We start from the raw sequence: 25,362 nt of genomic DNA on the forward strand, positions 1-25,362 counted from the left end.
CAGGTTTCGGGACGGTATCGATGCAGTCGCATCACATGCGGTTTTGTGGACTCCCTACAAAAACATAAGACAAGGTTCATAATCTCTTACACCGCACAAATCCGTCTTCACAATGTTTTCTTAAAGACGTGCCTCAAACCCCCGTTGGATTGCTCGCGCCCGGACAAGGGTCTCAGACCCCCGGGATGCTCGCCCCGTGGCTCGAAGTCCCCGGCGCGCCCGACCGGCTCGCCGCCTGGTCGGCGGTCTCCGGACTGGACCTCACCCGTTTGGGCACCACCGCGACCGCCGATGAGATCACCGACACCGCAGTGACCCAGCCGCTCGTCGTGGCGGCAACCCTGCTGGCGTACGAGGAACTGACCAACCGCGGGCTGCTCGCCGACGCCGAGACGATCGTCGCGGGCCATTCCGTCGGTGAGATCGCCGCCTACGCGATCGCGGGCGTCATCTCCGCCGATGACGCCGTCGCGCTGGCCGCCACCCGCGGCGCCGAGATGGCCAAGGCCTGCGCGGCCGAGGCCACCGGCATGTCGGCGGTGCTGGGCGGCGACGAGGCCGAGGTGCTGGCCCGGCTCGACGAGCTCGGCCTGGTGCCCGCCAACCGCAACGCCGCCGGTCAGATCGTGGCCGCCGGGCGGCAGGAGGACCTGGACGAGCTGGCCGCCGACCCGCCCGCCAAGGCCCGGGTGCGACAGCTGGCCACCGCGGGTGCGTTCCACACCGAGTTCATGGCGGCAGCACTCGACGGCTACGCCGCAGCTGCCCAGGGGGTCGCCACCTCCGAGCCCACGACGACGCTGCTGTCCAACGCCGACGGTCTGCCGGTCACCTCGGCCGCCGACGCCATGACCAAGCTGGTGGCGCAGCTGACCCGCCCGGTGCGCTGGGATCTGTGCACCAAGACGCTTGGCGAACATGCGGTCGGCGCGCTCGTCGAGTTCCCGCCGGCGGGAGCCCTCGCCGGTATCGCCAAACGTGAGCTTCGGGGGGTGCCGACGCACGCCGTCAAATCCCCCGCTGACCTGGACGGGCTGAAAGAGCTTTAGCCGGCCCACAACCACATATCGACACATATCGACCCACCAGGACGATCGCTCCAAGCCCGGAGCGGCGACAAACCACCCGTTCGACGCATCCAACAGTCGACAGGACAAGTAGAAGGAGCCACTGTGCCCGCCACTCAGGAAGAGATCATCGCCGGCCTCGCCGAGATCATCGAAGAGGTCACCGGTATCGAGCCCTCCGAGGTCACCCCCGAGAAGTCGTTCGTCGACGACCTGGACATCGACTCGCTGTCGATGGTCGAGATCGCCGTGCAGACCGAGGACAAGTACGGCGTGAAGATCCCCGACGAGGATCTGGCCGGTCTGCGCACCGTCGGTGACGTCGTCGGCTACATCCAGAAGCTCGAGGAAGAGAACCCCGAGGCCGCTGCCGCCCTGCGCGAGAAGTTTGCGGGCGAATGACCAGACCTTCCACTGCTAACGGCGGCTTCCCGAGTGTGGTGGTGACCGCTGTCGAGGCCACCACCGCGCTTGCCGCCGATATCGAGAGCACGTGGAAGGGCCTGCTGGCCGGCGAAAGCGGCATCCGCGTCCTCGAGGACGATTTCGTCACCAAGTGGGACCTGCCGGTGCGCATCGGCGGCCACCTCGTCGACAACGTCGACGATCACATGTCTCGCATCGACCTGCGCCGCATGTCCTACGTGCAGCGCATGTCCAAGCTGCTGGCCACGCGGCTCTGGGCGAACGCGGGCAAGCCCGAGGTCGACCCGGACCGGTTCGCGGTCATCATCGGCACCGGCCTCGGTGGCGGCGAGAAGATCGTCGAGACCTACGACGCGATGAACGAGGGCGGGCCCCGCAAGGTATCCCCGCTCGCCGTTCAGATGATCATGCCGAACGGCGCGGCGGCGGTCGCCGGCCTGGAGCTGGGCGCGCGCGCCGGGGTCATCACCCCGGTGTCGGCCTGCTCGTCGGGCTCGGAGGCCATCGCCCACGGCTGGCGTCAGGTCGTCATGGGTGACGCCGACTTCGCCGTTGTCGGCGGTGTGGAGGGCGGCATCGAGGCGTTGCCGATCGCGGCGTTCTCGATGATGCGTGCCATGTCCACCCGCAACGACGATCCCGCGGCGGCCTCGCGTCCTTTCGACAAGGACCGGGACGGCTTCGTGTTCGGCGAGGCCGGTGCGCTGATGATCATCGAGACCGAGGAGCACGCCCTGGCTCGCGGCGCCACGCCGCTGGCCCGGCTGATGGGTGCGGGCATCACGTCCGACGCCTATCACATGGTGGCTCCGGCACCTGACGGCTTGCGGGCCGGTCAGGCGATGAAGCGGGCGATGGAGACGGCCGGGTTGTCCCCCAAGGACATTCACCACGTCAACGCCCACGCCACGGCCACCCCGATCGGCGACACCGCGGAGGCCAACGCCATCCGCGTCGCCGGAGTCGAGCACGCCGCGGTGTACGCGCCGAAGTCGGCGCTGGGTCACTCCATCGGTGCGGTCGGCGCCCTTGAGTCGGCGCTGACGGTGCTGGCGCTGCGTGACGGCGTCATCCCGCCGACGCTGAACTACGAGACACCGGACCCCGAGATCGATCTCGATGTGGTTGCGGGCGAGCCTCGATATGGCGACTACCAGTACGCCATCAACAACTCGTTCGGATTCGGTGGACACAATGTCGCCCTGGCGTTCGGGCGGTACTGAGGTAGCCGTTCATGCGTAGAGAGGAACTGTCGGAGTAGTAATGGCCGGGTTGAGCACGGGGAACGGCTTCCCCAACGTGGTTGTCACGGGTGTTGCCATGACAACTGCCCTGGCATCCGATGCGGACACCACCTGGAAGGAACTGCTCGACGGGAAAAGCGGAATCCGCAAGCTCGAGGATCCGTTCGTCGAGCAGTACGACCTGCCCGTCCGCATCGGGGGGCACCTCCGGGAGGATTTCGACCACGAACTGACCAGGGTCGAACTGCGCCGCCTGTCGTACCTGCAGAAGATGTCGACGGTGTTGAGCCGGCGGGTATGGCAGAACGCCGGTTCGCCCGAGGTCGATCCCCGCAGGCTGATGGTCTCCATCGGCACGGGGATGGGTTCGAGCGAGGAACTGCTCTTCGCCTACGAAGCATTGAAGGCGAAGGGTTTGCGGGCGGTGTCGCCGCTGGCCGTGCAGATGTACATGCCCAACGCCGCGGCAGCCGCCGTGGGTCTGGAACGCCAGGCCAGGGCTGGGGTCAGCACCCCGGTCTCGGCCTGCGCTTCCGGCTCCGAGGGGATCGCCAACGCCTGGCGCAACATCGTGCTCGGCGAGGCCGACGTCGCGATCTGCGGCGGTGTCGAGACCAAGATCGAGGCGGTGCCGATCGCCGGGTTCGCCCAGATGCGCATCGTGCTGTCCACCACCAACGACAACCCCGCCGGCGCCTGCCGCCCGTTCGACCGGGACCGCAACGGGTTCGTCTTCGGTGAGGGCGGCGCGCTGTTGGTGATCGAGACCGAGGAGCACGCCAAGGCCCGCGGCGCCACACCGCTGGCGCGCATCATGGGGGCCAGCGTCACGTCGGACGGCTTCCACATCGTGGCGCCCGATCCCAACGGTGAGCAGGCCGGATACGCGATGACGCGGGCCATCCAGCTCGCGGGTCTGCAGCCCACCGACGTCGACCATGTCAACGCCCACGCGACCGGCACCACGGTCGGCGACGTGGCCGAGGGCAAGGCCATCAACAACGCGATGGGCGCACACCGGCCCGCGGTGTACGCACCGAAGTCGGCGTTGGGCCATTCGGTCGGCGCGGTCGGTGCGGTGGAGTCCATCCTGACGGTGTTCGCGCTGCGGGACGGCATCATTCCGCCGACGCTGAACCTCGAGAACCTCGATCCGGAGATCGATCTGGACGTGGTCGCGGGCGAGCCGCGGCCGGGCAACTACCAGTACGCGGTTAACAACTCGTTCGGATTCGGTGGGCACAACGTGTCGATTGTGTTCGGAAAGTACTGAGCAGCAGTACTTTTCGGCAATATCGCGCAGCGACCCCCGCGCACAGGAGGTTTCGATGACCATCACGGCACCCCAGCCCATCGGCGAATCGCTGGATCCCCGCGATCCGCTGCTGCGGCTGAGCACGTTCCTCGACGACGGCAGCGTAGAGCTGCTGCACGAGCGGGACCGCTCAGGTGTGCTCGCGGTCGCGGGGACCGTCAATGGTGTGCGGACGATCGCGTTCTGCACCGACGGCACCGTCATGGGCGGCGCGATGGGCGTCGAGGGCTGCGCCCACATCGTCGACGCCTACGACACCGCCATCGAGGAGCAGTGCCCGATCGTGGGTATCTGGCACTCCGGCGGCGCCCGGCTGGCCGAGGGCGTCAAGGCCCTGCACGCCGTCGGTCTGGTGTTCGAGGCGATGATCCGCGCGTCGGGCTATGTCCCGCAGATCTCCGTGGTGGTCGGATTCGCCGCGGGCGGCGCCGCCTACGGACCGGCGCTCACCGATGTCGTCGTGATGGCACCCGAGGGCCGGGTGTTCGTCACCGGACCCGACGTGGTGCGAAGTGTCACCGGCGAGAACGTCGACATGGCCTCACTCGGCGGCCCCGACACCCACCACAAGAAGTCCGGCGTGTGCCATATCGTCGCCGACGACGAACTGGACGCCTACACGCGCGCCCGCAGGCTGGTCGGCTACTTCTGCCAGCAGGGCCACTTCGATCGGGCCAAGGCCGAGGCGGGCGACCTCGACCTACACGCGCTGCTGCCCGCATCGGCGCGGCGCGCCTACGACGTGCACCCGATCGTGCAGGCGCTGCTGGATGGGGAACCGGACGGAGCCTCGTCCTTCGAAGAGTTCCAGGCCAGGTGGGCGCCGTCGATGGTCGTGGGCCTCGGCAGGCTCGCCGGCCGCACGGTGGGCGTGCTGGCCAACAACCCGCTGCGGCTCGGCGGTTGCCTGAACTCCGAAAGCGCCGAGAAGGCCGCGCGTTTCGTGCGGCTGTGCAACGCGTTCGGCATCCCGCTGGTCGTGGTCGTCGACGTGCCCGGCTATCTGCCCGGCGTGGATCAGGAATGGGGCGGGGTGGTGCGCCGCGGCGCGAAACTGCTGCACGCGTTCGGGGAGGCCACCGTCCCCCGCGTCACGCTGGTCACCCGAAAGATCTACGGCGGGGCCTACATTGCGATGAATGCGCGGTCGCTCAACGCCACCAAGGTGTTCGCCTGGCCGGACGCCGAGGTGGCGGTGATGGGCGCCAAGGCGGCGGTGGGAATTCTGCACAAGCGCAGGCTCGCCGCGGCGGCTGACCACGAGCGCGAAGCGCTGCACGACGAGCTGGCCGCCGAGCACGAGCGGATCGCAGGCGGCGTGGACAGTGCCATCGACATCGGTGTGGTCGACGAGAAGATCGACCCGGCGCACACCCGCAGCAAGCTGACCCAGGCGCTGGCGGAGGCGCCCGCCCGCCGCGGTCGCCACAAGAACATCCCGCTCTGATCCCTGCCCCCTTCCCGCGCGAGCAGACGCAAACTGCCCCATTTTCCGCCGGAATTCGGGCAGTTTGCGTCTGCTCGGCCAGGAAGGTGAGGGGTCGGGGTGCCGTCGTTGAAGTCGCACCCGCTGGCGGCCCCAGCCCTGATGGTGCTCAGCGGCTGCACCATGTACGTCGGCGCGTCGCTCGGGGTCCTGCTGTTCGAGTACATCCCGCCCGCCGGGGTTGCGTGGCTGCGGGTCGCGGCCAGCGCACTGATCCTGGTCGCCCTGATCCGCCCCGGCCGGCAGGCATGGACCGGACGGCCGATGGTGCTGGCGGGGATGTTCGGGATCGTCACTGCGCTGATGAACATCAGCTTCTACGAAGCGATCGCCCGGCTGCCGCTGGGCACCGCAGTCGCGATCGAATTCCTCGGTCCCATCGCGGTGGTGGCTGCCGAGTCCCGCTCGGCGCGCGGATGGGTGTCGCTGCTCGCGGCGCTGGCGGGCGTCGTCCTCATCGCCGACGTCCAATTCGCCTCGCAGCCCCTCGGTATCGCCTTCGCGCTCGCGGCGGCGGCGTTCTGGGCGGGCTACGTCGTGCTCGGCAAAGTCGTTGCGCAAAGCGGCAATTCGTTGGACTCGCTGGCCGTCGGCTGGGCGATCAGTGCCGTGGTGACCGCGCCGTTGGCGATCGTGATCGTGCGGGGCTGGCACTCCCCCGACGGGTTGGGGCGGGTGGTGTGGCTGGTCCCCGCATTGGTCCTAGGCCTTGCGGTGCTGTCCAGCGTCATCCCCTACGCACTGGATCAGATGATGCTGCGGATGGTCGGCCGGGCGCGCTTCGCCCTGCTGCTGGCGCTGTTGCCGGTGTCGGCGGTGCTGGTGGGCTTCGCGGCGCTCGGGCAGGTGCCCACCGGCCCGGAGCTGGTGGGCATCGCGCTGGTCGTCGCGGGCGTGATCATCAGCGACCGGGACAAGGACCAGGCGCCCGCACCGTCCTGACCACCCGGGTCAGATCGTGACCCGGCGCGAGGCCACCAGCTCACCGCCGGAGTAGCCGTCGACCCGCAGCAGCTGACCGGCGGCCGCGCCGGAGATCTCGGCGGTCACCGGGTCGGCGCCGACGTCGTACGAGCCGCGGGGCCTGCCATCCAGCATCAGATCCGCCCGGTCGATCCCGTCCGCGTCGATACTCACCGTCACCGCCCCGCCGTCGATGGACGTGTCCAGATCCAGCCGGCGTACCGGCATGGCCGCGAGCAGCTCACCGGCGGCGTCGAGCAGGTCGGTGTTGCCGGCCAGCAGGTCGTTGCGGGTCAACTTGTGCAGCTCGTCGGGGCGCACGCCGAGGTCCTCGACCGGCGTCCCGGACTGCGCACCGACCCGCAGCGTGCGCCGGATCGCCACCCGCATGTTGGCATTGTTGGGCAGCGCCCGGTACGGCGAGACGCTGTCGGCGGGCGGCGGCTGCTGGAGCAGCTGTGACAACAGCCCGTGGGTCCACACGTTGGCGCCGCCCGCGCCGGTGTTGTCGTCGACGCCGAGGATCGTGCCGACGCCGTGGTCGGCGAACCCGGCGGCGAAGATGTCCGTCGCGGAGTAGCACCGGGCGTCGGTGACCAACACCACCGGCCCGTGGTAGGTCTGGCCCAGGTTGTTGGCGCCGTCCTCGGGCGTGATCGGTCTGGCCGCGGAGAAGGCGGCGCCGATCTCGGTCGCCAGGTCCAACGACTCGACCCATGGCCCCAGGTCGATGCCGACCGGATTGTCGCGGTGGCGGCGGCAGATGCGCAGGTTCAGCGGTGTGCTGATGAATTGCACCGGCTCGGGCGAGATCCGGTGCGGCGTCATGGTTTGCAGGATGAACTCGCCTGCGTAGATGTGGCCGCCGCCGTTGTCGCGGACGTCGAGGATCAAGCCGTTCTGGGGCAGCGCCGCCGCCAACCGGACGAACTCGTCCCGAAAGGCCACCGGATCGTTGACGCTGAACGTGAAAATGCGGATGTGCCCGAACGTTCCGTGTGCGGTGTCGACCTGCCGCGCCCGGAATACGCCCGGCATCGTGGTGGGCAGATCGGCACCGCGCACCGCCACCGGCTCGTCGAGCTGCGCCGAACTGAGACCCCGCTCCAGCCGGACGACCTCGGGGATGAACAGCAGCTTCCTGGCCCGACCCTTCTCGTCGGAGTCCAGGTCCAGTCCCATCGAGGCCGCGGCGGTGCTGATCGCGTCGAGGTCGGTCATCGGCGGAAGGTTGTCGGTCACCTTCCACGGTTCGCGTAGCTCCTGCGTCGATCCGTCCAGGCCGATGTAGCTCAGGGTGACCCAGTCCTCGTCCGGTGGTGACTGGATGATCAAGGGGCGCAGCGTGAGCGAATCCAGCCCGCGGGCGAGGTTGGCCGCCTCATTGCTTCCGGCGAACTGACTACCATTGAGCGCGACGGCACGCGCGATCGGCATTCCGTTCCAGTGGGTCACCTCGACGCCGGGGCCGAACTGCGGCGCGGCGAAACCGGTCACGACGCTGGTCACCAGATACAGCTCGTCGGAACCGTCCCAACACCTTTCGATGCCGAACGGCAGGAAGGCGATCTTCCCGGCGAACGGCGCAGGCAGTAGGTAGTTGGTATGCAGGTCACGCACGGAGTGAAAGACGCTGGACATGGCGCGGTGGAACTGCCACTCCGGCTCCATCGTCGCAGGGGTCTGGCGCTCTATCCTGGCGCGCATCACCCGCAGCCGCTGCACGGGGTTGACCGCGTGCATCGCCACCTTCAGGGGCAGGTGCACGAAGTTCTGCTCGAGCAGCAGGATCGCCTGATCGACCAGTAGCTTGCGCTGGTTGAGAGTGAGATTGCCTGCGCCGGAGAGGAAGTCCGGCAGCGGCACCGTCGCGCCCTGCTCGGCGGTGGCCCGGGCCCGCCGCGGCGTGGCCTTGGCTGTTGCGCGCCGCTTCTCTGCCACCGCCTGACCGCTCTTGCCCATATCCGACCCCTTCCCGTGCGCCCCCGAGAACCCTGCCGTGTCGACAGGGCCCGTGACTCACACGGTAAGTCGGCCGGCCGCGCATGACCTGAGTAGTCGGCTACTCATATGTTCTCGGCTCAGACCCTTCACCGAGATCGACGTGAGCGCGCGCTGCAGTCGCACTTCCTCGCGCTGGCGTCGATTTCGATGACCACCGGCCTGATCGTGTCCTACCCGGAGCCGTGTCGCGGCAGGATCATCACCGGCACGGGGGCGTTCCTGATGATCTTCGATGCCGCCGAACCGAGGAAAACATGGGTCGACTGACCGGCCGCACCGGAACCGAGCAACAGCAGATCGCCGGACTCCCACGGCACGTCGTCGACCGCGGCACCCCAGTCGGTGCCCGAGCCGATCACGACCTCGACATCAGGCAGCGCAATCGTGGTGCGAACCTCGTTGAGCTGTTTGGTGACTTCCGCGACCGTCCTGCGCACCCACTGCTCGATCACCAGACCCTCCGCCGACGTGTCGACGACGCCCCCGAACAACCTGGCCGGACGCACGGTGAACGACACTATCCGCAACCGCGCCTTCCACCGGGTGGCCAGTTCGGCGCTCGCGGCGATCAGGCGGACGGCGTCGGCCTGACCGCCGTACGAGACGGTCAACCGGTCGATCGGCCCGGGGTCCAGCGGGTAGCCGCGCGGGGCGATGGCAACCGGAACCGACGCGGTGTGCACGAGCCGGGAAGTGACGCTGCCCAGCGCAACCCTGCCCAGCAGACCCGACGACGAGGATCCGACCACCACGATGGTGGCGTCCAGTTCGGTCGCCAACTCGGTCAATCCCGTTGGTACCGAGGATGACTGGTGGACGACCACCCAGCTGTCCAGGTCGGCGGGCAGCTTCGCCACCTCCTCCTCAAGGCATCGTTTGGCCCCCGAGCTGACGTAGTCGATGAATTCGTCCTCCACCGAACCCGCACTGGGTTGCCACTGCCGTTCCACGATCGCGGTGGCCACGATCTTCTCCCCCGTGCACCGCGCGATCCTGGCCGCCAGCTTCAGTGGGGCGGCGCTCTGGCCCGCCCAGCTGAACCCGGCGATGATGGTCATGAGGTACTCGATGCGATCACGGCCGGCTGGGCGACGATGTGGGTCACCGGCACGTCATAGGCGGCTCTGGCGCGGTCGACCACGTCGAACCGGTGCCAGACCGAGTATTCGGGCGGCAGTGTCGCAATGACGATCTGGTCCGGTTGGAAGGTTTCGACGCCCTTGGCCAGCGCGCGCAGCGGCCGTTGGTCGCCGAGTTCACCGTCGGCGTCGAGGTTGTCGGAGCGCAGCGTGTTCAGGGTGTGGTCCAGGCGCCGCTGGGCGGCCGCCTGGGTGGCCTCCCAGAGGTCGAGCGGTCCGTGGGTGGCCGCGGTGCCCGTCTCGACGGCGCTGGCCGGGACGACGACGTGGTACTTGGCGTCCTTGTCGGCGCCGATCCGGCGCAACTCGTCGATGAGTTCGGCGGAGTTGGCCGTTTCGTTGGCCATCACCAGCACCCGGTGCGGTGCGGTCGCCGCGGCTGGTTGCTCGGCCTCCGGCCTGCGGTTGAGGTAGGCCTTGTTCGCGAAGTACAGCGCCATCACCGCCGCCCAGGACAGCAGGCTCAGGATCAGCTGGGGGCGCAGCGACTCGTCCAGGAACATCTGCACCAGGATCAGCACGATCCCCACCGCGGTCAGGATGGACAGCACCGGGAACAGCCACATCTTGACCTTCAGCGTGGACGGGTCGGAGCGGTAGCGCAGCACGATCTGCGAGATGCAGATCAGCAGGTAGACGAACAGGATGATGGCGCCGCTGGAGTTGAGCAGGAACGCGAAGATGGTGTCGGGCGAGACGGCCGCGGCGATGACGCAGAGGAAACCGACGACCGAGGACGCCAGGATCGCGTTGGCGGGCACACCGCGTTTCGTCACCTGCACCAACTGTGCCGGTGCCTCGCGCCGGGCGGCAAGGACGAACAGCATCCGCGATGCCGTGTACATACCCGAGTTCAGGCAGCTCAGCACCGCGGTCAGCACCACCGCGTTCATCACGTCATCGGCGTACGGGATCCCCATCCGGGTGAACGCCGAGACGAACGGCGATGCCGCCAGTCCCTCGTCGTTCCACGGCACGATCATGACCAGCAGCAGGACCGCGCCCACGTAGAACACCAGGATCCGCACGATCACCGAGTTGGCGGCCTTCGCCACCGCGGTCTCCGGATCCTCCGATTCGGCGGCGGCGATCGTCGCGATCTCGGCGCCCACCATCGAGAAGATCACCGTGACGATCCCGACCGTGATCACGCTGAAGCCCATCGGCAGAAATCCGCCGTGGGAGGTCAGGTTGGAGAAGTCCGGCGACTTGTTCGGCCACAGGCCGACTACGAACAGCAACCCGAGTGCGATGAACGCACAGATCGCCGCCACCTTGACGCCGGCGAACCAGAACTCGAACTCGCCGAAGGACGACACCGAGAACAGGTTGGTGCCGGTCATCAGCACCATGAAGATGAGCGCGGATATCCATAGGGGTACGTCGACCCAGTACTGGATGATCTTGGCGCCCGCGATGGCCTCGAAGCCGACGACGATGACCCAGAAGTACCAGTACAGCCAGCCGACGGAGAAGCCCGCCCAGTTGCCCAGCGCATTGCGAGCGTAGTCGGCGAACGACCCGGTCGATGGGTTGGCGACGGCCATCTCGGCCAGCATCCGCATCACCATGATGATCAGGACGCCCGCCATGGCGTAGGTGAGGAAGGCGCCGGGGCCCGTCGCACCGATGACGACCCCCGAGCCGACGAACAGGCCGGCGCCGATCACGCCGCCGATCGCGATCATCCGCAGCTGTCGCTGGCTGAGTGCCTTCTGGAGTACCGGTGTCCCGCTCATCGCGCCTCCGATCGTCTATTCGGAGATCATGAACACTTCGGCGGGCTTTCGTGGCGGTTTCAGCCGAACGTTACCCTCGCATTACCCTCCGCTGTTAGCGGGTGGTGTACCCGCCGTTTGCGAAAATCGTCTGCCCGGTGATCCAGTGCCCCTCGTCGGCCAGGAAGACCACCAACGGCGCGATGTCGGTGATGTCGGTCAAACGGTTGCCCATCGCCTGCGACTTGTGGAACGCGACGCGCTCGGGTGTTTCCTGGCCGTAGAAGAACGGGGTGTCCATCGGGCCGGGTCCGACGTTGTTGACGTTGATTCCGCGCGCCGCGAACTCCTTGGCGGCCGCGCGGGCGAAATGTTCGACCGGGCTTTTGGCGCCTGCGTAGGTGGAGTAGCCGTCGGTGAATGCCGCCAGCAGCGAGGTGACGATCGTGCTCACCGATCCGCCGTCGGCCAGCTTGCGGCCCGCCTCCTGCAGGAAGAAGTAGGCGGCCTTGGAGTTGATGTCGAACATCGAATCGTATTCGGCCTCAGTGGTTTCGACGATCGGCTTGCGCAGCACCTTGCCGACGGTGTTCACCGCGATATCGACGGAGCCGAAGGCGTCGATGGCCGCGTCGAAGAGCTGTTCGACGTTGGCGGGCACGGTGAGGTCACCCTGGACCTTGATCGCCTTGGCGCCCGACTGTTCGATTTGTGCGACGGTCTTGTCGGCGTCGGCCTCGGTGGCTGCGCTGTTGTAGTGCACCGCGACGTTGACACCCCGTTCGCCCAGGGTCGTGCTGATCAGTCCGCCCAGATTCTTCGCACCCGCAGCGACGACTGCGGATCTGCCCGTGAGGTTACCCATGGCGCCGACCGTAGTGCGAAGACTGACAAATAAGAAACGAATCTTTTCGCGGTTTCTACAAGTCCTGTTTGTGGTTAGTCTGATCCGGGTGGACCCCGGCTATCCCGACCTGCACCGCCTGCGCCAGTTCATCGCCGTCGCCGAGGCGGGCAGCTTCACCCACGCCGCCGAACGTATGCACCTCAGCCAGCAGGCGCTGAGCAGCTCGGTGCGTCAGCTCGAGAAGTCTTTGGGCGCTCAGCTTTTCGTTCGCGAGGGCCGGCGGGTCTCGCTGACCCGGGCGGGCAGGCTGTTGTTCGGCGAGGGGCGGACACTGCTGGCGGCGGCGCATACCGTCGCCGACCATGTCCGGCGCACCGCTGCCGGCGGGCGCGAGCACTTCGTCGTCGGCCACACCCCGGCGCTGAGCACGGCCGAGGTGTACACGCTGCTGGAGCCGGCGGTCGACTCGTTCGCCGACGCCTCGTTCACGCTTCGCCAGATGTTTCCCGATCAGCTCGTCGCCGCGGTGCTGGACGGTTCGGTGCAGCTCGGTATGCGCCGCGGTGTGGTTCCGCCCGGCGACCTCGCCGGTGCGGTGGTCGGCTACCACCGGATCCGGTTGGCGGTGCCCGCCGGCCATCGACTGGCCGGCCGCTCGCGTGTCGACATCGGCGATCTCGCCGGTGAGGTGATCGCGCTGTGGTCACCGCCCGGTATGTCCTACTACAGCGACCTGCTGCTGGGGGCCTGCCGACGCGCCGGATTCGAGCCGGACTACATCATCAGCCGCGTCCAGGGCGCGACCACGCTCGCCGCACCCCTGACCACCGGCGCGATCGCGTTCGTCACCCACCCGGCCGGCCCGGCCATGGACGGTCGCGTCGCGGTGATCGCCCTCGAACCCGAGTTGCTCAGCCCGGTGCAGGCGCTGTGGCAGCGCCACACCGCATCGGCGATCCGGGACGTGGTGCTCGATTCAGGTAGTGCACTACGCATGACCGCCGGGGCGTATGCGCGCGAGGCTGGGAGCTGGAAACTGGAGAAAGGGATGAGATGCGACGACTCGTCGTGTGCTGCGACGGTACCTGGAAGCGATCCGACGACCAGCGCGTGTCGAACATCGAAAAGATCGCCCGGGCCATCCGGCCGGTAACGGCGCACGGCACAAACCAGTTGGTGTTCTCCACCAACGGCGTCGGAACCCGCGGATTCCTCGATCGCCTCATCGGGGGAGCCTTCGGCGCGGGCCTCAACGACGACATCATCGGGGCATACCGGTTCCTGGCGCTGAATTACCAGCCCGGTGACCAGATCTACGTGTTCGGCTTCAGCCGAGGCGCCTACACCGCTCGAAGCCTGGTCGGCATGATCGCCACCATTGGGCTGCTCACACCCCAGGGGGTCGCGAGGAATCGCCTCGAATCGGCACTGCGGATCTACCGGAACCGCCCGCGCGAGGGCACGAACATCGACATCGAGCGATTCCGGGCCGATACCTACCGGAATGAAGTGACGCCGAAGATCCGCCTGCTGGGCGTCTTCGACACCGTCGGCGCACTGGGTGCGCCCGGACTCACCAGGAAGCGCTACAAGTTCCACAACGTGGAGCTCACCACCCAGATCGAATGCGCCCGCCAGGCTTTGGCGATCGACGAACGCCGACTCACCTTCGCTCCGTGCCTGTGGAACACCAGGGACAACACGGTCACCGACGTCAAACAGGTGTGGTTCGAAGGGGCGCACTCCGACATCGGCGGCGGCTACCCGGACACCGCACCGGCAGATCTCACCCTGCGCTGGATGGTCGGTGAGGCGCAACGCTGCGGCTTGGTGTTCGATTTCGACCTGTTCCCGGGACTCAATGATCAGCCGTTGTCGCCGCACGACTCGATGAAACCGCCCTACCGGGTGATCAATGCCGTCAAGAGGCTGGCACGTCCGCTGCGACCGAAAAGAGAGCTCAAACGTTTCCAGGGCGACCGTCGCATCCTGGCGGGCCAAGGCGATCCCGAGGTGACCGGCACACTGTGGATCTCCGAATCGGCCTTCGACCGCTGGCGCGACGACACCGACGCGCGCCGGCAGCAGGCACCGAACATCGGCTGGTGGGCAGGCTGGATGGATGACCTGGCCGCCCGGGTGGAGCCCATTCCGCCGCTAGCCCCGCTGGCCACATGGCAGCCGGTCAGCGCCGAGCGGCACAATCCCGTCAACGCCGAACGGCAGAGGGACGATCCGCGGTACGCGGCCGGCATGGCCTGACCTCGCCGGCGGCTAACCCACCCGCGACACGAATTCGGCGGCGACCGCGGCTGCCCGGGCCCGATCGGACTCGACGAGACCGATGCGGGTGCGCCGGTCGAGGATGTCGTCGGCCGTCAGGGCCCCCTCATGGCTGACCGCGTACTCGAACTCCGCACGCGTGACATCGATACCGTCGGCGACGGGTGCCGTCGGGCGCGCACACGTGGCGCGGGCGATGACGTTCGGCGCCTCCGCCCCGTAGCGCGCCACCAGCGATCCGGGCAGCACCACGGGCGTCCGCAATGTGGCCACCGGGTTGGCGGGGGCGCCTACCAGCGGCAGGTTGCGGGTCCGGCACGCCGACGCACGCAGGCCATGCAGCGCGACCGCCCGGTCCAGCACATCCTCTGCCATATAACGGTATTCGGTGAGCTTGCCGCCGATCACGCTGAGCATGCCCGACGCCGATTCGACGACAGCGTGCTCGCGGGAGATGTCGGCGGTGTGCCCGGTGACTGCGGTGTCTTTCTTGCTCCTCGCGTGCGCAGTGCTGATGAGCGGCCGCAGCCCGGCAAAGGCACCGATCACGTCACCCGGCGTCAGCGCGACGGCGAGCGCGGTGTTCACCGTGTCGAGCAGGAACGCGATCTCGTGCGGGGCCGGTTGTGGCACATCGGGTATCGGCCCGGGCGCGTCCTCGTCGGTGAGTCCGACATACACCCGCCCGAGCTGCTCGGGCATCGCGAACACGAACCGGTTGAGTTCGCCTGGTATCGGAATCGTCAGTGCGGCAACGGGTTTGCCGAAAGCGTCGGCGGGCAGGACGAGATGCGTGCCGCGGCTGGGCCGCAGGCCGATAGCCGGGTCCAGTTGGGCCGCCCACACCCCGGTGGCGTTGATCACCGCCCGCGCCGACACGTCGAACGCGTCACCCGAGAGCTCGTCGGTGAGAGTGGCCGAGGTCCCCGTCGGGTGCGCGGCGCCCACCCGGGTCAGAATGCGCGCGCCGTGCTGAGCGGCGGTACGCGCGATCGCGGTGACCAGCCGCGCGTCGTCGATCACCTGCCCGTCGAAGGCCAGCAGACCCCCGGCCAGGCCGTCCCGGCATACAGCGGGCACCAGCTCGATCGCCCGGTCCGCGGTGACGCGCCGCGACCGGGGTAACACCGCCGCGGGGGTGCCCGCCAGCCTGCGCAATCCGTCGCCGGCCAGGAATCCGGCCCGCACCAGCGCCCGCTTCGCACTACCCATGGCGGGCAAGAGGGGGACCAGTTGGGGCATCGCGGTCACCAGATGTGGGGCATTGCGGGTCATCAGAATCCCCCGCTCGACGGCGCTGCGCCGTGCGATGCCGACATTGCCGGTCGCCAGGTAGCGCAACCCGCCGTGGATCAGTTTGGAACTCCAGCGGCTGGTGCCGAAGGCCAGGTCGTGTTTCTCCACCAGCGCGACCGACAGGCCCCGGGTGGCGGCGTCCAAAGCGATTCCGGCGCCGGTGATCCCGCCGCCGATGACAAGTACGTCGAGCCGCTCTCCGTCGCCCAGCCGGGCCAGTTCGGCGGTGCGCCGGGCGGCGTTGAGCGCCGTGGAACCGGTCATGGCCGCAGGTATCCGTTCAGCGCACGGGACAGTTCGACATCCAGCGCGTCCGCGTCGAGGATGGGTTCCACCATCTGCGCGGACTGGATCGCCGATTGCGTGATGAGCAGGCACATGGCGGCGAGCTGGGCGGGGTCACCGGGCCGCACGCTGCCCTCGTCCTGGGCGCGGGCCAGCTCGCTTGCGACGGCGTCGATGAGGATCTGCTGACTGGTGCCGAGCCGCTCGGTGATATAGACCATCGCCAGTTCGGGGGCGTGCAACACCGAGGTGATCACCTCATCGGCGCGTAGTCGCTCTGCCACCGCAATCACTCGCTGCACCAAGGCTTCCCGGCCCACTCCGCGGCCGGGCACCGCATCGAGCACGCCGATCACCCTGGCGGTCAGGAGGGCGGCGAGGATCGAGCGGGTGTCGGGCCAGCGGCGGTAGACCGTGGGCCTGCTGACCCCGGCCCGGCGGGCGATCTCGGCCAGCGTCACCCTGTCCACGCCGTAGGCGACGACGCAGCTGGCGGCGGCGTCGAGGACTCTGGCCTCCACCGTTTCAGCCTCGTTACTGATTGACAGCATATGTAACACTGTAATGCATGTCCTCGATGAAGTGGAATGCCTGGGGCGATCCCGAGGCCGCCAAGCCGCTGTCCGACGGAATCCGTGCACTGCTCAAACAGGCTCTCGGCGTTGATGATTCGCTTGCCGACGAGCTGACAGAGGACCAGGTGAGGCTTCGCCCGTCAGCGCTGTCCGCCGCCGACCTGGACGCGTTCGCCGCCGTCGTCGGCGCGGAACACTGCGGGGTCGACGACCGGCTGCGGCTGCTGCACGCAGGCGGGAAGTCCACGTTGGACCTGTTGCGCCGCAAGCAAACCGGAATCCAGGACGCCCCCGACGCGGTGCTGGCACCGGGCGGCGACGACGAGATCGCCGCGATCATGCGGGTCTGCGCCGGGCGCGGCATCGCGATAGTCCCGTTCGGAGGCGGCACCAGCGTAGTGGGCGGTCTCGACCCGATCCGCGGCGACTTCCGCGCCGTGGTGTCCCTGGACCTGCGGCGGCTGGACCAATTGCATTCCCTCGACGAGGTTTCCGGCGAGGCCGAACTCGGCGCGGGGCTCACGGGGCCGCAGGCCGAGCGCCTGCTCGGCGAACGGGGCTTCTCGCTTGGTCACTTCCCGCAGAGCTTTCAGTTCGCCACCATCGGCGGATTCGCCGCCACGCGTTCGTCGGGTCAGGATTCGGCGGGCTACGGCCGGTTCAACGACATGGTCCGCGGGGTACGCGCGGTGACGCCCGCCGGCACCCTCGACCTGGGCCGGGCGCCGGCATCCGCGGCCGGCCCCGACCTGCGTGAGCTGGTGGTCGGCTCGGAGGGGGTTTTCGGGGTCATCACCCGGGTGCGGGCGCGGGTGCATCCGATCCCGCAATCCACCCGCTACGAGGCGTGGTCGTTCCCCGACTTCGCCACCGGTGCCGAGGCGCTGCGCGCGGTCACCCAGACCGCGACGGGACCGACGGTCATCCGGTTGTCCGACGAGGCCGAGACCGGCGTCAACCTCGCCACCACCGAGAGCATCGGCGAGCAGCGCGTCACCGGCGGATGCATGGCGATCACGGTCTTCGAGGGCACGGCCGAGCACACGGCCTGCAGGCACGCCGAGACGCGGGCGCTGCTGGAGGCCCGTGGCGGCACCTCGCTGGGTGAGGAGCCGGCCCGCGCCTGGGAGCGGGGCCGGTTCGCCGCCCCCTACCTGCGCGACGCGCTGCTGTCGGCGGGTGCGTTGTGCGAGACGTTGGAGACCGCCACCAGCTGGTCGAATCTCGTCGCGGTGAAGACGGCGGTGACAGAGGCGCTGACCCGCGCCCTCACCGAAACCGGCACACCGGCGCTGGTGTTGTGCCACATTTCGCACGTGTACCCCACCGGCGCGTCGCTGTACTTCACCGTCGTCGCCGGACAGCGCGGCAACCCGATCGACCAATGGCGCAGGGCCAAGGACGCCGCCTCCGAGGCGATGGTGCGGTCCGGGGCGACCATCACCCATCACCACGCCGTGGGCACCGACCATCGACCGTGGATGCGCGACGAGGTCGGCGACCTCGGTGTGCAGGTGCTGCGGGCGGTCAAGGCGACGCTCGATCCGGCCGGGATCCTCAACCCGGGCAAGCTCATTCCGTGAGCACCAGCGGTACGCCGGAGGCGGATCGCGCGTGAGCACCATCGGCCGTGTCACACTGCTGACCAACCCGATGTCGGGGCACGGCAACGCCCCGCACGCGGCCGAACGGGCGATCGCACGGTTTCAGCAGCGGGGCGTCGACGTCTGCGAGATCGTCGGGTCCGACCCGGCACACGCGCGCGAACTCGTCGACGACGCGCTGGCGGCGGGTACCGACGCGCTGGTCGTCACGGGCGGTGACGGTGTCGTCTCGCTGGCGTTGCAGGCCCTGGCGCTCGGCGACGTGCCGCTCGGCATCGTGCCCGCGGGCACCGGCAACGATCACGCCCGCGCGTTCGGGCTGCCCACCGGGAATCCCGAGGCGGCGGCCGACGCGATCGTCGACGGCGTCGTCGAGACCGTCGACCTCGGCCGGATCACCGCCTCCGACGGCGCTCAGACCTGGTTCGGCACGGTGATGGCCGCCGGGTTCGATTCGCTGGTCAGCGACCGCACCAACCGGATGCGCTGGCCGCACGGTCGGTTCCGGTACAACCTGGCGATGGTCGCCGAACTGTCCAGGCTGCGGCCGCTGCCGTTCCGGCTGTCGTTCGACGGCGGCCCCGAGACGGTGGCGGACCTGACGCTGGCGGCATTCGGCAACACCCGCAGCTACGGCGGTGGTATGCGCATCTGCCCGGGCGCGGACCCCACAGACGGCCTGCTCGACGTCACGATGGTGCACGCCACGTCACGGACGCGGCTGATCCGGCTGTTCCCGACGGTGTTCAAGGGCACCCACGTCCACCTGGACCTGGTCACCACCGCGCGAGCGCGGACGGTGCATGTGCAGTCGCCGGGCATCAACGCCTATGCCGACGGCGAACTCGCGTTCCGGCTGCCGGTCGAGGTGACGGCGGTGCCCGCCGCGCTGAAGATCCTGCTCCCCCGCTTCGCCTGACCCGTCCGCGCGCAGAGAAAGCGGGAGCGCCTTATCCCACGCCGCGGCTGAGCCAACTCAGCTCGGCGGTATCCCCGCCGTCACGGAACGGCTCCAGCGCCTCATCCCACGCGGTGCCGAGCACCGAATCGAGCTCGGCGGCCAGCACGTCGGCCCCCGACGCCATCAGCGTCCGCAACCGCAACTCCCCCACCAGCACGTCGCCATTGGCGCTCATCGCCCCGCTCCACAGCCCCAGCTGCGGGGTGTGGCACCAGCGGTGCCCGTCGACACCGGCGCTGGGATCCTCGGTCACCTCGAACCGCAGCACCGACCACGACCGCAGCGCGTTTGCCAGCTGCGCCCCGGTGCCGACCGGTCCCACCCAGTTGGTCACGGCACGCAGCTGACCGGGCATGGCCGGTTGCGGGGTCCACTTGAGATTCGCCCTCGCCGCCCCGCCGGGGTATCGGCGGCAATGCGGCTCGAGGGTCGACGACAACGCCCACTCGACATGTGGGCACACCGCCGCGGGCGAGGCATGGATGTAAACCACGCCCGAGGTCGCGTCGGCGAACTGGTTCGACGCACGCATCAGCTGCTCCTTCGGTTCCACAAGGGACGTCTTCCCCAACGACCTGGTGAAACGGCAGAGCGAGATAAAGTTGTGGCGAACGTGTCTATTGTGCCCCGTGGGACGTGTGTTGCGCTAGTCCGGTCGGAATTCTCTCAGTACTCCATCAGAGACGACGGGCCACAGCGGATGCGCCCAATCACCGAAGTCACGGTCGGTCAGCACCACCAGCGCCAGGCCGGCATCGGGATCGACCCACAGGAAGGTACCCGTCTGGCCGAAATGCCCGAAGGTCCGCGGCGAGTTCGTTGCCCCGGTCCAGTGCGGCGACTTGTGGTCACGCAGTTCGAACCCCAGCCCCCAGTCGTTGGGGCGCTGGACCCCATACCCCGGCAACACCCCGAGCACGCCGGGAAACTGGACGGTGGTCGCCTCGGTGTGCATCTGAGGTGACACCAGCGCCGGCGAGAGCAGTTCGCCGGCGAACGCGACGAGGTCGGCGACCGTGGATGTGACACCATAGCCGGCCGCCGCCACTCCGCCCTCCAGGGTGCTGGCCGTCATCCCGAGCGGTCCGAACACCGCTTCGGACAGGTACCTGCCGAACTCGATCTCCGATTCGGCCTGCACGGTCTCTGCGAGCACCTGGAATCCGTAGTTGGAATACACCCGCCGGGCGCCCGGCTTGGAGATCACCTCGGACGATGTCATCGCGTATCCCGACGTATGCGCGAGCAGGTGGCGCACCGTGGACCCCGGCGGACCCGCCTCGGTGTCGAGTCCGACCACACCCTCCTCGACGGCGACCTGCGCCGCGCGGGCGACCAGCAGTTTGGTCACCGAGGCCAGCCGGAAGGGACGGTCGGCGTGGCCGTATGAGGCCAGGATCTCCGACCCGTCGAACACGGCGGCGGCTGCCGTCGGGACTGGCCAGTCGGCGAGAATATCGAGCGCGCTCATCGCGGTGGAGCCTACTTGCCCGTCGCGCCGACGGACTACTTGCGCGCCACGTAATAGGTATTGAACGGATCGGTTTCGACCTCGCACACCTGGACCTGGCCGAATCCGGCCTGGGTGAGCATCGCGGTGGCCAGCTGCTCCCCCCACATGGTGCCGAGGCCGGCGCCGCCCGCCGACAGGGACACCGTCATGCAGTGCATCGTCGAAATCGTGTAGAACAGCGTCGCCCATGGAATCTCGGTGTTGTCCTCCAGGTTGCTCGACGCCTTGATGTCGACCATCAGCAGCACTCCGCCCGGCCGCAGCGCCCGATGGATGTTGGCCAGCACCCGCGCCGGGTCCACCTGGTCGTGTATCGCGTCGAAAGCCGTTATGGCGTCGAATGTTTCGATGGCATCGAGGGTGGCCACATCCTGGCGGACGAATGTCGCGTTGCGCAGGCCGAGGTCGTCGGCCTCGGCACTCGCGGCCTCCAGCGCCGCTGCGGAGAAGTCGTAACCGGTGAACCGGCTGGCCGGAAACGCCTGGGCCATCAGGTTCACGGCGTGCCCACTGCCGCAGCCGATGTCGGCGACGTCGATGCCGGTGCGCAGCCGCGCGGGCAGACCGTCGACCAGCGGGAGAATGCCGTCGACGAGCGCGACGTCGTACACCCCACCGCTCTCCTCGGCCATGACGGCGTGGAAGCGGGGGAACTCGGTGTAGGGCAGCCCACCACCGTGGCGGAAGCACCCGATGATCTTCTGCTCGACCTCACCGAAGATCCCGATGTACTGGGCGAGTTTGGCGACGTTGTCCGGACCGCCTGCGCTGGTCAGCGCGGGCGCATGGTGGCGCGGCAGGGCGTATGTCGCCGACGCGGGGTGATAGTCGACAATCCCAGCGCTGACAATGCCGCCCAACCACTCCCGGACGTAGCGTTCGTCCAATCCCGCGGCGTCGGCGATCTGGGCGCTGGTGGCCGCGGGCAGATCGGCCAGGGTGTCGAACAACCCGGTCTGATGACCGATGCTGACCAGCAGCGCCGTGGCCGCGTCGTTGACGACGCCGATCATGCGGGCGGCAAAGTCGGCGGCCGGATCGGCGGCCGAATCGATGGCGTGGCTGGCTGATTCCTCGATTGCTGTCATGCCGATGACGCTAGGGCGGCGGCCGCCGCGGCCGCATCGGGCGATCGATGGGGCGCCGGGCGGCCCGGCATGGTGCAGACGATCCCGGCGTGGTGCAGACGATGTAGTTCAGTCCGGCGGCTGCAGCAGCTTGTTCTGGAACGCCCAGTTCGCCGCGGCGGTCCGGGACGACACCCCGAGCTTGGTGTAGATATTGGCCAGGTGGCGCCCGACGGTCTTCTCGCTCAGGTACAGCTGCGCGGCCACCTGCCGGTTGGTGGCACCCGCGGCGATCCGCCTCAGCACGTCGATTTCGCGTTTGGTCAACCCGCCCGGCGGAGCGGTGCCGCAGATCCCTCCGGGTTCGACGCCGAGCTGGTCGTAGATGGCCGCCGCGGTGGCGCTGTCTGCGGCCGCGGTCGTCTCGTCGCCGAGACCGCGATGCGCCAGCGCCATCCACTCGTAGACCTCGGCGGTCTCATAACGCGCCTGCAGGTGCCGGTACTCACGCAAGGCCGCCCCGAGTTGACCGATCGCCTCGGCGTGGCGATCCCGCCGCACCAGCACCGCACCGCGGGCGTGGGCGGCCCACGCCTTGAAGCCGGGCGTGCCGAACGCCGCTGCGCCGTCTTCGAGTTCGCGGCAGTGCCGGTCCGCCTCGTCGAGATTCTCGTGCGCCAACGCGACGTCGACCGCGGCACGCAGCATCCTCATCCTGTCGATCCCGTCCTGGCCCATCAGCGCCACCCGCAGTGCGGTCCACGCCGCCTGCTTGTCGCCGAGGCCGCAGCGCAGCAGTGCCTCCCCGGGCTGCGGATCCATGCCCAGCGAACGGGCCCTTGCGAACGCGGCCAGCGCTCCCTCCGGATCGCCGAGCCTGCGGCGCACCTCCCCGAGCTGATAGAACCCCTCGGCCGCCGTCCACCCGTTGACGTCGGCCAGCGCCTGACTGGCGGTCAGCAGCCGGTCCTCGAGCTGGCGGTAGTCGCACTGGTCGTTGCAGGCGGCCTGCAGCTGCAGCCGGTGCACGTAGCAGATGCCGCCGTAGGTCACCGAACCCGACAGATCGGACCACTGCTCCATCGCCTGCGTCCACGCCCGCATCCGCGGGAGGTCGCCGAGCAGGTGGCAGTGGTGCAATACGACGCAGTAGATGTCGCCTGCCCATTCGATCGGCACCTGGTCGGCGAGCACCGGAAGCATCGCCTCGTCGATAAGGCCATATCCCTCGGCGGTGCGGGCATCGAGTATGGCGGCCAGCCCCTCGGTCAGCAGGCTGAGCGCGGTGATCGCGGGTACGTCGAGCCTGCCGCCGATCTCGCGCAGCGCGGCCACCCGCGGCGCCAGCGCCTGCCGGTCCCGCTCCATCACCGCGTGGATGGCTTCGAGATACGCCAGATAGCCGTGCGCCGGGCCCTCGGTCGCGCCGCCCAACAGCCTGCGGGCGCGGTTCATCCAGCCGAGGCCGATGTTGACGTCGCCGCGAGTCAGCCAGGCCAGCGACAGCTCGGTCGCCTTCATCGCCGCCGCGGCCGGATCGGTCCGTGCCAGCCGGGTGAACACGAGCTCGGCGATCCGCACCGTCTCCTTGACGTTGCCCAGTCGCCACGCAGCCGTAGCCAGCGCGTCGAGGTCGTCGGTGGGCAGCGGGCCGAGCCCACCGGCGCGCTCGAATCCCGCGTAGGCGGCCCGCCAGTCGCCGTTGCGGTACGCCTCGCGGGCAGCGCCGAGGAGCTCGGCCTGGGTTTCGACAAAGGTGTTCATAACGATCGGGGTCAACGTTACTGTGCGGGCGCGGCGTGTGGCACTCGCACGCGCAGACGGTTCCGTGGCCCGCGGGGCGGAGGCTAGGTTGTACCCATGCCTCAGACTGTGCGCGGTGTGATTTCACGTAAGAAGGGCGAGCCCGTCGAGGTCACTGATGTGGTGATACCCGACCCCGGGCCGGGTGAGGTGGTCGTCGACATCATCGCGTGCGGGGTGTGCCATACCGACCTGACCTACCGCGAGGGCGGCATCAACGACGAGTTCCCGTTCCTACTGGGCCACGAAGCCGCGGGCACCGTCGAATCGGTGGGCCCCGGCGTCACCGCCGTCGAGCCCGGCGATTTCGTGATCCTGAACTGGCGTGCGGTGTGCGGACAGTGCCGCGCCTGCAAGCGGGGCCGACCGTGGTACTGCTTCTCCACCTTCAACGCCACCCAGAAAATGACCCTCACCGACGGCACCGAACTGACCCCCGCGCTGGGCATCGGTGCGTTCGCAGAGAAGACACTGGTACACCAGGGCCAGTGCACCAAGGTCGACCCCGAGGCCGACCCCGCCGTGGCCGGGCTGCTGGGCTGCGGGGTGATGGCAGGCATCGGCGCCGCGATCAACACCGGCGCGGTAACCCGCGACGACACCGTCGCAGTGATCGGCTGCGGCGGCGTCGGCGACGCCGCGATCGCCGGCGCCGCACTGGTAGGCGCCAAACAGATCATCGCCGTCGACACCGACCACACCAAGCTGAACTGGGCCCGAGACTTCGGCGCCACCCACACCATCAACGCCCGCGAACTCGACGTCGTCGAAACCATCCAGGACCTCACCGACGGCAACGGCGCCGACGTCGTCATCGACGCCGTCGGCCGCCCAGAAACCTGGAAACAAGCCTTCTACGCCCGCGACCTGGCCGGAACCGTCGTCCTCGTCGGCGTGCCCACCCCGACCATGACCCTCGACATGCCGCTCATCGACTTCTTCTCCCGCGGCGGATCGCTGAAATCCGCCTGGTACGGCGACTGCCTACCCGAACGCGACTTCCCCACCCTGATCAGCCTGTACCTCCAGGGCCGGCTACCACTGGACAAGTTCGTCTCCGAACGCATCGCCCTCGACGACATCGAGAACGCCTTCCACAAAATGCACGCCGGCCAGGTACTGCGCTCGGTGGTGATGCTGTGATCCAGCGGGTGGTCACCCACGGCACCTTCGAACTCGACGGAGGCAGCTGGGAAGTCGACAACAACATCTGGCTGGTCGGCGACGACGGGGAACATGCAGACGTCGTGATCTTCGACGCCGCGCACTCCGCGGCGCCCATCATCGACGCCGTCGCCGGGCGCAACGTAATCGCCGTGGTATGCACCCACGGCCACAACGACCACATCACCGTCGCCCCCGAACTGGCAGCCGCGCTCGACGCCCCGGTACTGCTGCATCCCGCCGACAACATGCTCTGGCGGATCACACACCCAGACAAAGACTTCCACAACGTCGAGGACCGCCAAACACTACGCGCGGGCAACCTGGAACTGCGCGCCCTGCACACCCCGGGCCACTCCCCCGGCTCAATGTGCTGGTATGCACCCGACCTGCACGCAGTGTTCTCCGGTGACACCCTGTTCGAAGGCGGCCCCGGCGCCACCGGCCGCTCCTACTCCGACTTCCCAACCATCCTGGACTCAATCTCCACCCGCCTGGGCAGCCTGCCACCCGAAACCATCGTCTACACCGGACACGGCGACACCACCACCATCGGCGACGAAATCGTCCACTACGACGAATGGGCCGCCCGCGGACACTGA

The 25,362-nt window shown here is 68.5% G+C and carries 21 protein-coding genes and 1 pseudogene; 12 read left to right on the forward strand and 10 right to left on the reverse strand.

Annotation, left to right across the window (positions count from 1 at the left end):
* Positions 1 to 128: 128 nt before the first annotated feature.
* The 6 genes from ADBZ6K_RS02860 (at position 129) to ADBZ6K_RS02885 (ending at position 6,480) form a co-directional block, all read left to right on the forward strand.
* Complete coding sequence (locus ADBZ6K_RS02860) at positions 129 to 1,049, forward strand: ACP S-malonyltransferase (protein WP_526344283.1); 921 nt, start codon at positions 129 to 131, stop codon at positions 1,047 to 1,049.
* 123 nt (positions 1,050 to 1,172) lie between these two features.
* Positions 1,173 to 1,469, forward strand: a complete 297-nt coding sequence (gene acpM / locus ADBZ6K_RS02865) for a meromycolate extension acyl carrier protein AcpM (protein WP_526344284.1) — start codon at positions 1,173 to 1,175, stop codon at positions 1,467 to 1,469.
* Positions 1,466 to 2,716 carry a 3-oxoacyl-ACP synthase KasA gene (gene kasA, locus ADBZ6K_RS02870; RefSeq protein WP_526344285.1) on the forward strand — a complete coding sequence of 417 codons (1,251 nt, stop codon included), beginning with the start codon at positions 1,466 to 1,468 and terminating at the stop codon, positions 2,714 to 2,716. The genes acpM and kasA overlap by 4 nt, the downstream gene beginning before the upstream one ends.
* A gap of 40 nt (positions 2,717 to 2,756) precedes the next feature.
* The gene (kasB, locus tag ADBZ6K_RS02875; RefSeq protein WP_526344286.1) at positions 2,757 to 4,010 is read left to right on the forward strand and encodes a 3-oxoacyl-ACP synthase KasB; all 1,254 of its coding nucleotides are present in this window, start codon (positions 2,757 to 2,759) and stop codon (positions 4,008 to 4,010) included.
* Between the two features lie 55 nt (positions 4,011 to 4,065).
* The gene (locus ADBZ6K_RS02880; RefSeq protein ID WP_526344287.1) at positions 4,066 to 5,499 is read left to right on the forward strand and encodes an acyl-CoA carboxylase subunit beta; all 1,434 of its coding nucleotides are present in this window, start codon (positions 4,066 to 4,068) and stop codon (positions 5,497 to 5,499) included.
* A gap of 99 nt (positions 5,500 to 5,598) precedes the next feature.
* Positions 5,599 to 6,480, forward strand: a complete 882-nt coding sequence (locus tag ADBZ6K_RS02885; protein WP_526344288.1) for an EamA family transporter — start codon at positions 5,599 to 5,601, stop codon at positions 6,478 to 6,480.
* Between the two features lie 9 nt (positions 6,481 to 6,489).
* Here the strand turns inward: ADBZ6K_RS02885 and ADBZ6K_RS02890 are convergent, their stop codons facing one another.
* The 4 genes from ADBZ6K_RS02890 to ADBZ6K_RS02905 form a co-directional block, all read right to left on the reverse strand.
* Entirely contained in the window at positions 6,490 to 8,463 is a 1,974-nt protein-coding gene (locus ADBZ6K_RS02890) for a S41 family peptidase (protein WP_526344289.1), read from the reverse strand.
* 212 nt (positions 8,464 to 8,675) lie between these two features.
* The gene (locus ADBZ6K_RS02895) at positions 8,676 to 9,563 is read right to left on the reverse strand and encodes a universal stress protein (RefSeq protein WP_526344290.1); all 888 of its coding nucleotides are present in this window, start codon (positions 9,561 to 9,563) and stop codon (positions 8,676 to 8,678) included.
* A complete protein-coding gene (locus ADBZ6K_RS02900; RefSeq protein ID WP_526344291.1) occupies positions 9,560 to 11,383 on the reverse strand; it encodes an amino acid permease in 1,824 nt (607 codons plus the stop codon). The genes ADBZ6K_RS02895 and ADBZ6K_RS02900 overlap by 4 nt, the downstream gene beginning before the upstream one ends.
* Positions 11,384 to 11,477: 94 nt before the next feature.
* Positions 11,478 to 12,227, reverse strand: coding sequence for an SDR family oxidoreductase (locus ADBZ6K_RS02905; RefSeq protein WP_526344292.1), 750 nt, complete (start codon positions 12,225 to 12,227; stop codon positions 11,478 to 11,480).
* Positions 12,228 to 12,315: 88 nt separating this feature from the next.
* Between ADBZ6K_RS02905 and ADBZ6K_RS02910 the strand changes: the two are divergent.
* Together ADBZ6K_RS02910 and ADBZ6K_RS02915 are read left to right on the forward strand one after the other, a co-directional pair.
* Positions 12,316 to 13,182: pseudogene (locus ADBZ6K_RS02910) on the forward strand (LysR family transcriptional regulator); the annotation flags it as partial.
* 137 nt (positions 13,183 to 13,319) lie between these two features.
* A complete protein-coding gene (locus ADBZ6K_RS02915) occupies positions 13,320 to 14,471 on the forward strand; it encodes a T6SS phospholipase effector Tle1-like catalytic domain-containing protein (protein ID WP_526344293.1) in 1,152 nt (383 codons plus the stop codon).
* Positions 14,472 to 14,483: 12 nt separating this feature from the next.
* Here ADBZ6K_RS02915 and ADBZ6K_RS02920 read toward each other — a convergent pair whose 3' ends face one another.
* Both ADBZ6K_RS02920 and ADBZ6K_RS02925 read right to left on the reverse strand, forming a co-directional pair.
* Positions 14,484 to 16,052 carry a glycerol-3-phosphate dehydrogenase/oxidase gene (locus ADBZ6K_RS02920; RefSeq protein WP_526344294.1) on the reverse strand — a complete coding sequence of 523 codons (1,569 nt, stop codon included), beginning with the start codon at positions 16,050 to 16,052 and terminating at the stop codon, positions 14,484 to 14,486.
* Complete coding sequence (locus tag ADBZ6K_RS02925; RefSeq protein ID WP_526344295.1) at positions 16,049 to 16,624, reverse strand: TetR/AcrR family transcriptional regulator; 576 nt, start codon at positions 16,622 to 16,624, stop codon at positions 16,049 to 16,051. The genes ADBZ6K_RS02920 and ADBZ6K_RS02925 overlap by 4 nt, the downstream gene beginning before the upstream one ends.
* A 26-nt stretch (positions 16,625 to 16,650) precedes the next feature.
* On the opposite strand from ADBZ6K_RS02925, the gene ADBZ6K_RS02930 reads away from it, so the two are divergent.
* Both ADBZ6K_RS02930 and ADBZ6K_RS02935 read left to right on the forward strand, forming a co-directional pair.
* Positions 16,651 to 18,231, forward strand: coding sequence for an FAD-linked oxidase C-terminal domain-containing protein (locus tag ADBZ6K_RS02930; protein WP_526344367.1), 1,581 nt, complete (start codon positions 16,651 to 16,653; stop codon positions 18,229 to 18,231).
* 31 nt (positions 18,232 to 18,262) lie between these two features.
* Positions 18,263 to 19,171: a diacylglycerol kinase gene (locus tag ADBZ6K_RS02935; protein WP_526344296.1), complete on the forward strand. Its 909-nt coding sequence runs from the start codon at positions 18,263 to 18,265 to the stop codon at positions 19,169 to 19,171.
* Positions 19,172 to 19,202: 31 nt separating this feature from the next.
* Here ADBZ6K_RS02935 and ADBZ6K_RS02940 read toward each other — a convergent pair whose 3' ends face one another.
* The 4 genes from ADBZ6K_RS02940 to ADBZ6K_RS02955 form a co-directional block, all read right to left on the reverse strand.
* Positions 19,203 to 19,745, reverse strand: a complete 543-nt coding sequence (locus tag ADBZ6K_RS02940; protein WP_526344297.1) for a DUF3145 family protein — start codon at positions 19,743 to 19,745, stop codon at positions 19,203 to 19,205.
* Positions 19,746 to 19,859: 114 nt separating this feature from the next.
* The gene (locus ADBZ6K_RS02945) at positions 19,860 to 20,684 is read right to left on the reverse strand and encodes a serine hydrolase domain-containing protein (RefSeq protein WP_526344298.1); all 825 of its coding nucleotides are present in this window, start codon (positions 20,682 to 20,684) and stop codon (positions 19,860 to 19,862) included.
* A 35-nt stretch (positions 20,685 to 20,719) separates the two neighbouring features.
* Positions 20,720 to 21,814 carry a class I SAM-dependent methyltransferase gene (locus tag ADBZ6K_RS02950; RefSeq protein ID WP_526344299.1) on the reverse strand — a complete coding sequence of 365 codons (1,095 nt, stop codon included), beginning with the start codon at positions 21,812 to 21,814 and terminating at the stop codon, positions 20,720 to 20,722.
* A 108-nt stretch (positions 21,815 to 21,922) separates the two neighbouring features.
* Positions 21,923 to 23,557: a LuxR C-terminal-related transcriptional regulator gene (locus ADBZ6K_RS02955; protein WP_526344300.1), complete on the reverse strand. Its 1,635-nt coding sequence runs from the start codon at positions 23,555 to 23,557 to the stop codon at positions 21,923 to 21,925.
* A gap of 96 nt (positions 23,558 to 23,653) precedes the next feature.
* On the opposite strand from ADBZ6K_RS02955, the gene ADBZ6K_RS02960 reads away from it, so the two are divergent.
* Together ADBZ6K_RS02960 and ADBZ6K_RS02965 are read left to right on the forward strand one after the other, a co-directional pair.
* Entirely contained in the window at positions 23,654 to 24,739 is a 1,086-nt protein-coding gene (locus tag ADBZ6K_RS02960) for an S-(hydroxymethyl)mycothiol dehydrogenase (protein WP_526344301.1), read from the forward strand.
* Complete coding sequence (locus ADBZ6K_RS02965; RefSeq protein ID WP_526344302.1) at positions 24,736 to 25,362, forward strand: MBL fold metallo-hydrolase; 627 nt, start codon at positions 24,736 to 24,738, stop codon at positions 25,360 to 25,362. Before ADBZ6K_RS02960 ends, ADBZ6K_RS02965 begins: the two co-directional genes overlap by 4 nt.

Source organism: Mycobacterium sp., from assembly GCF_044223235.1.
Taxonomy (GTDB): domain Bacteria; phylum Actinomycetota; class Actinomycetes; order Mycobacteriales; family Mycobacteriaceae; genus Mycobacterium.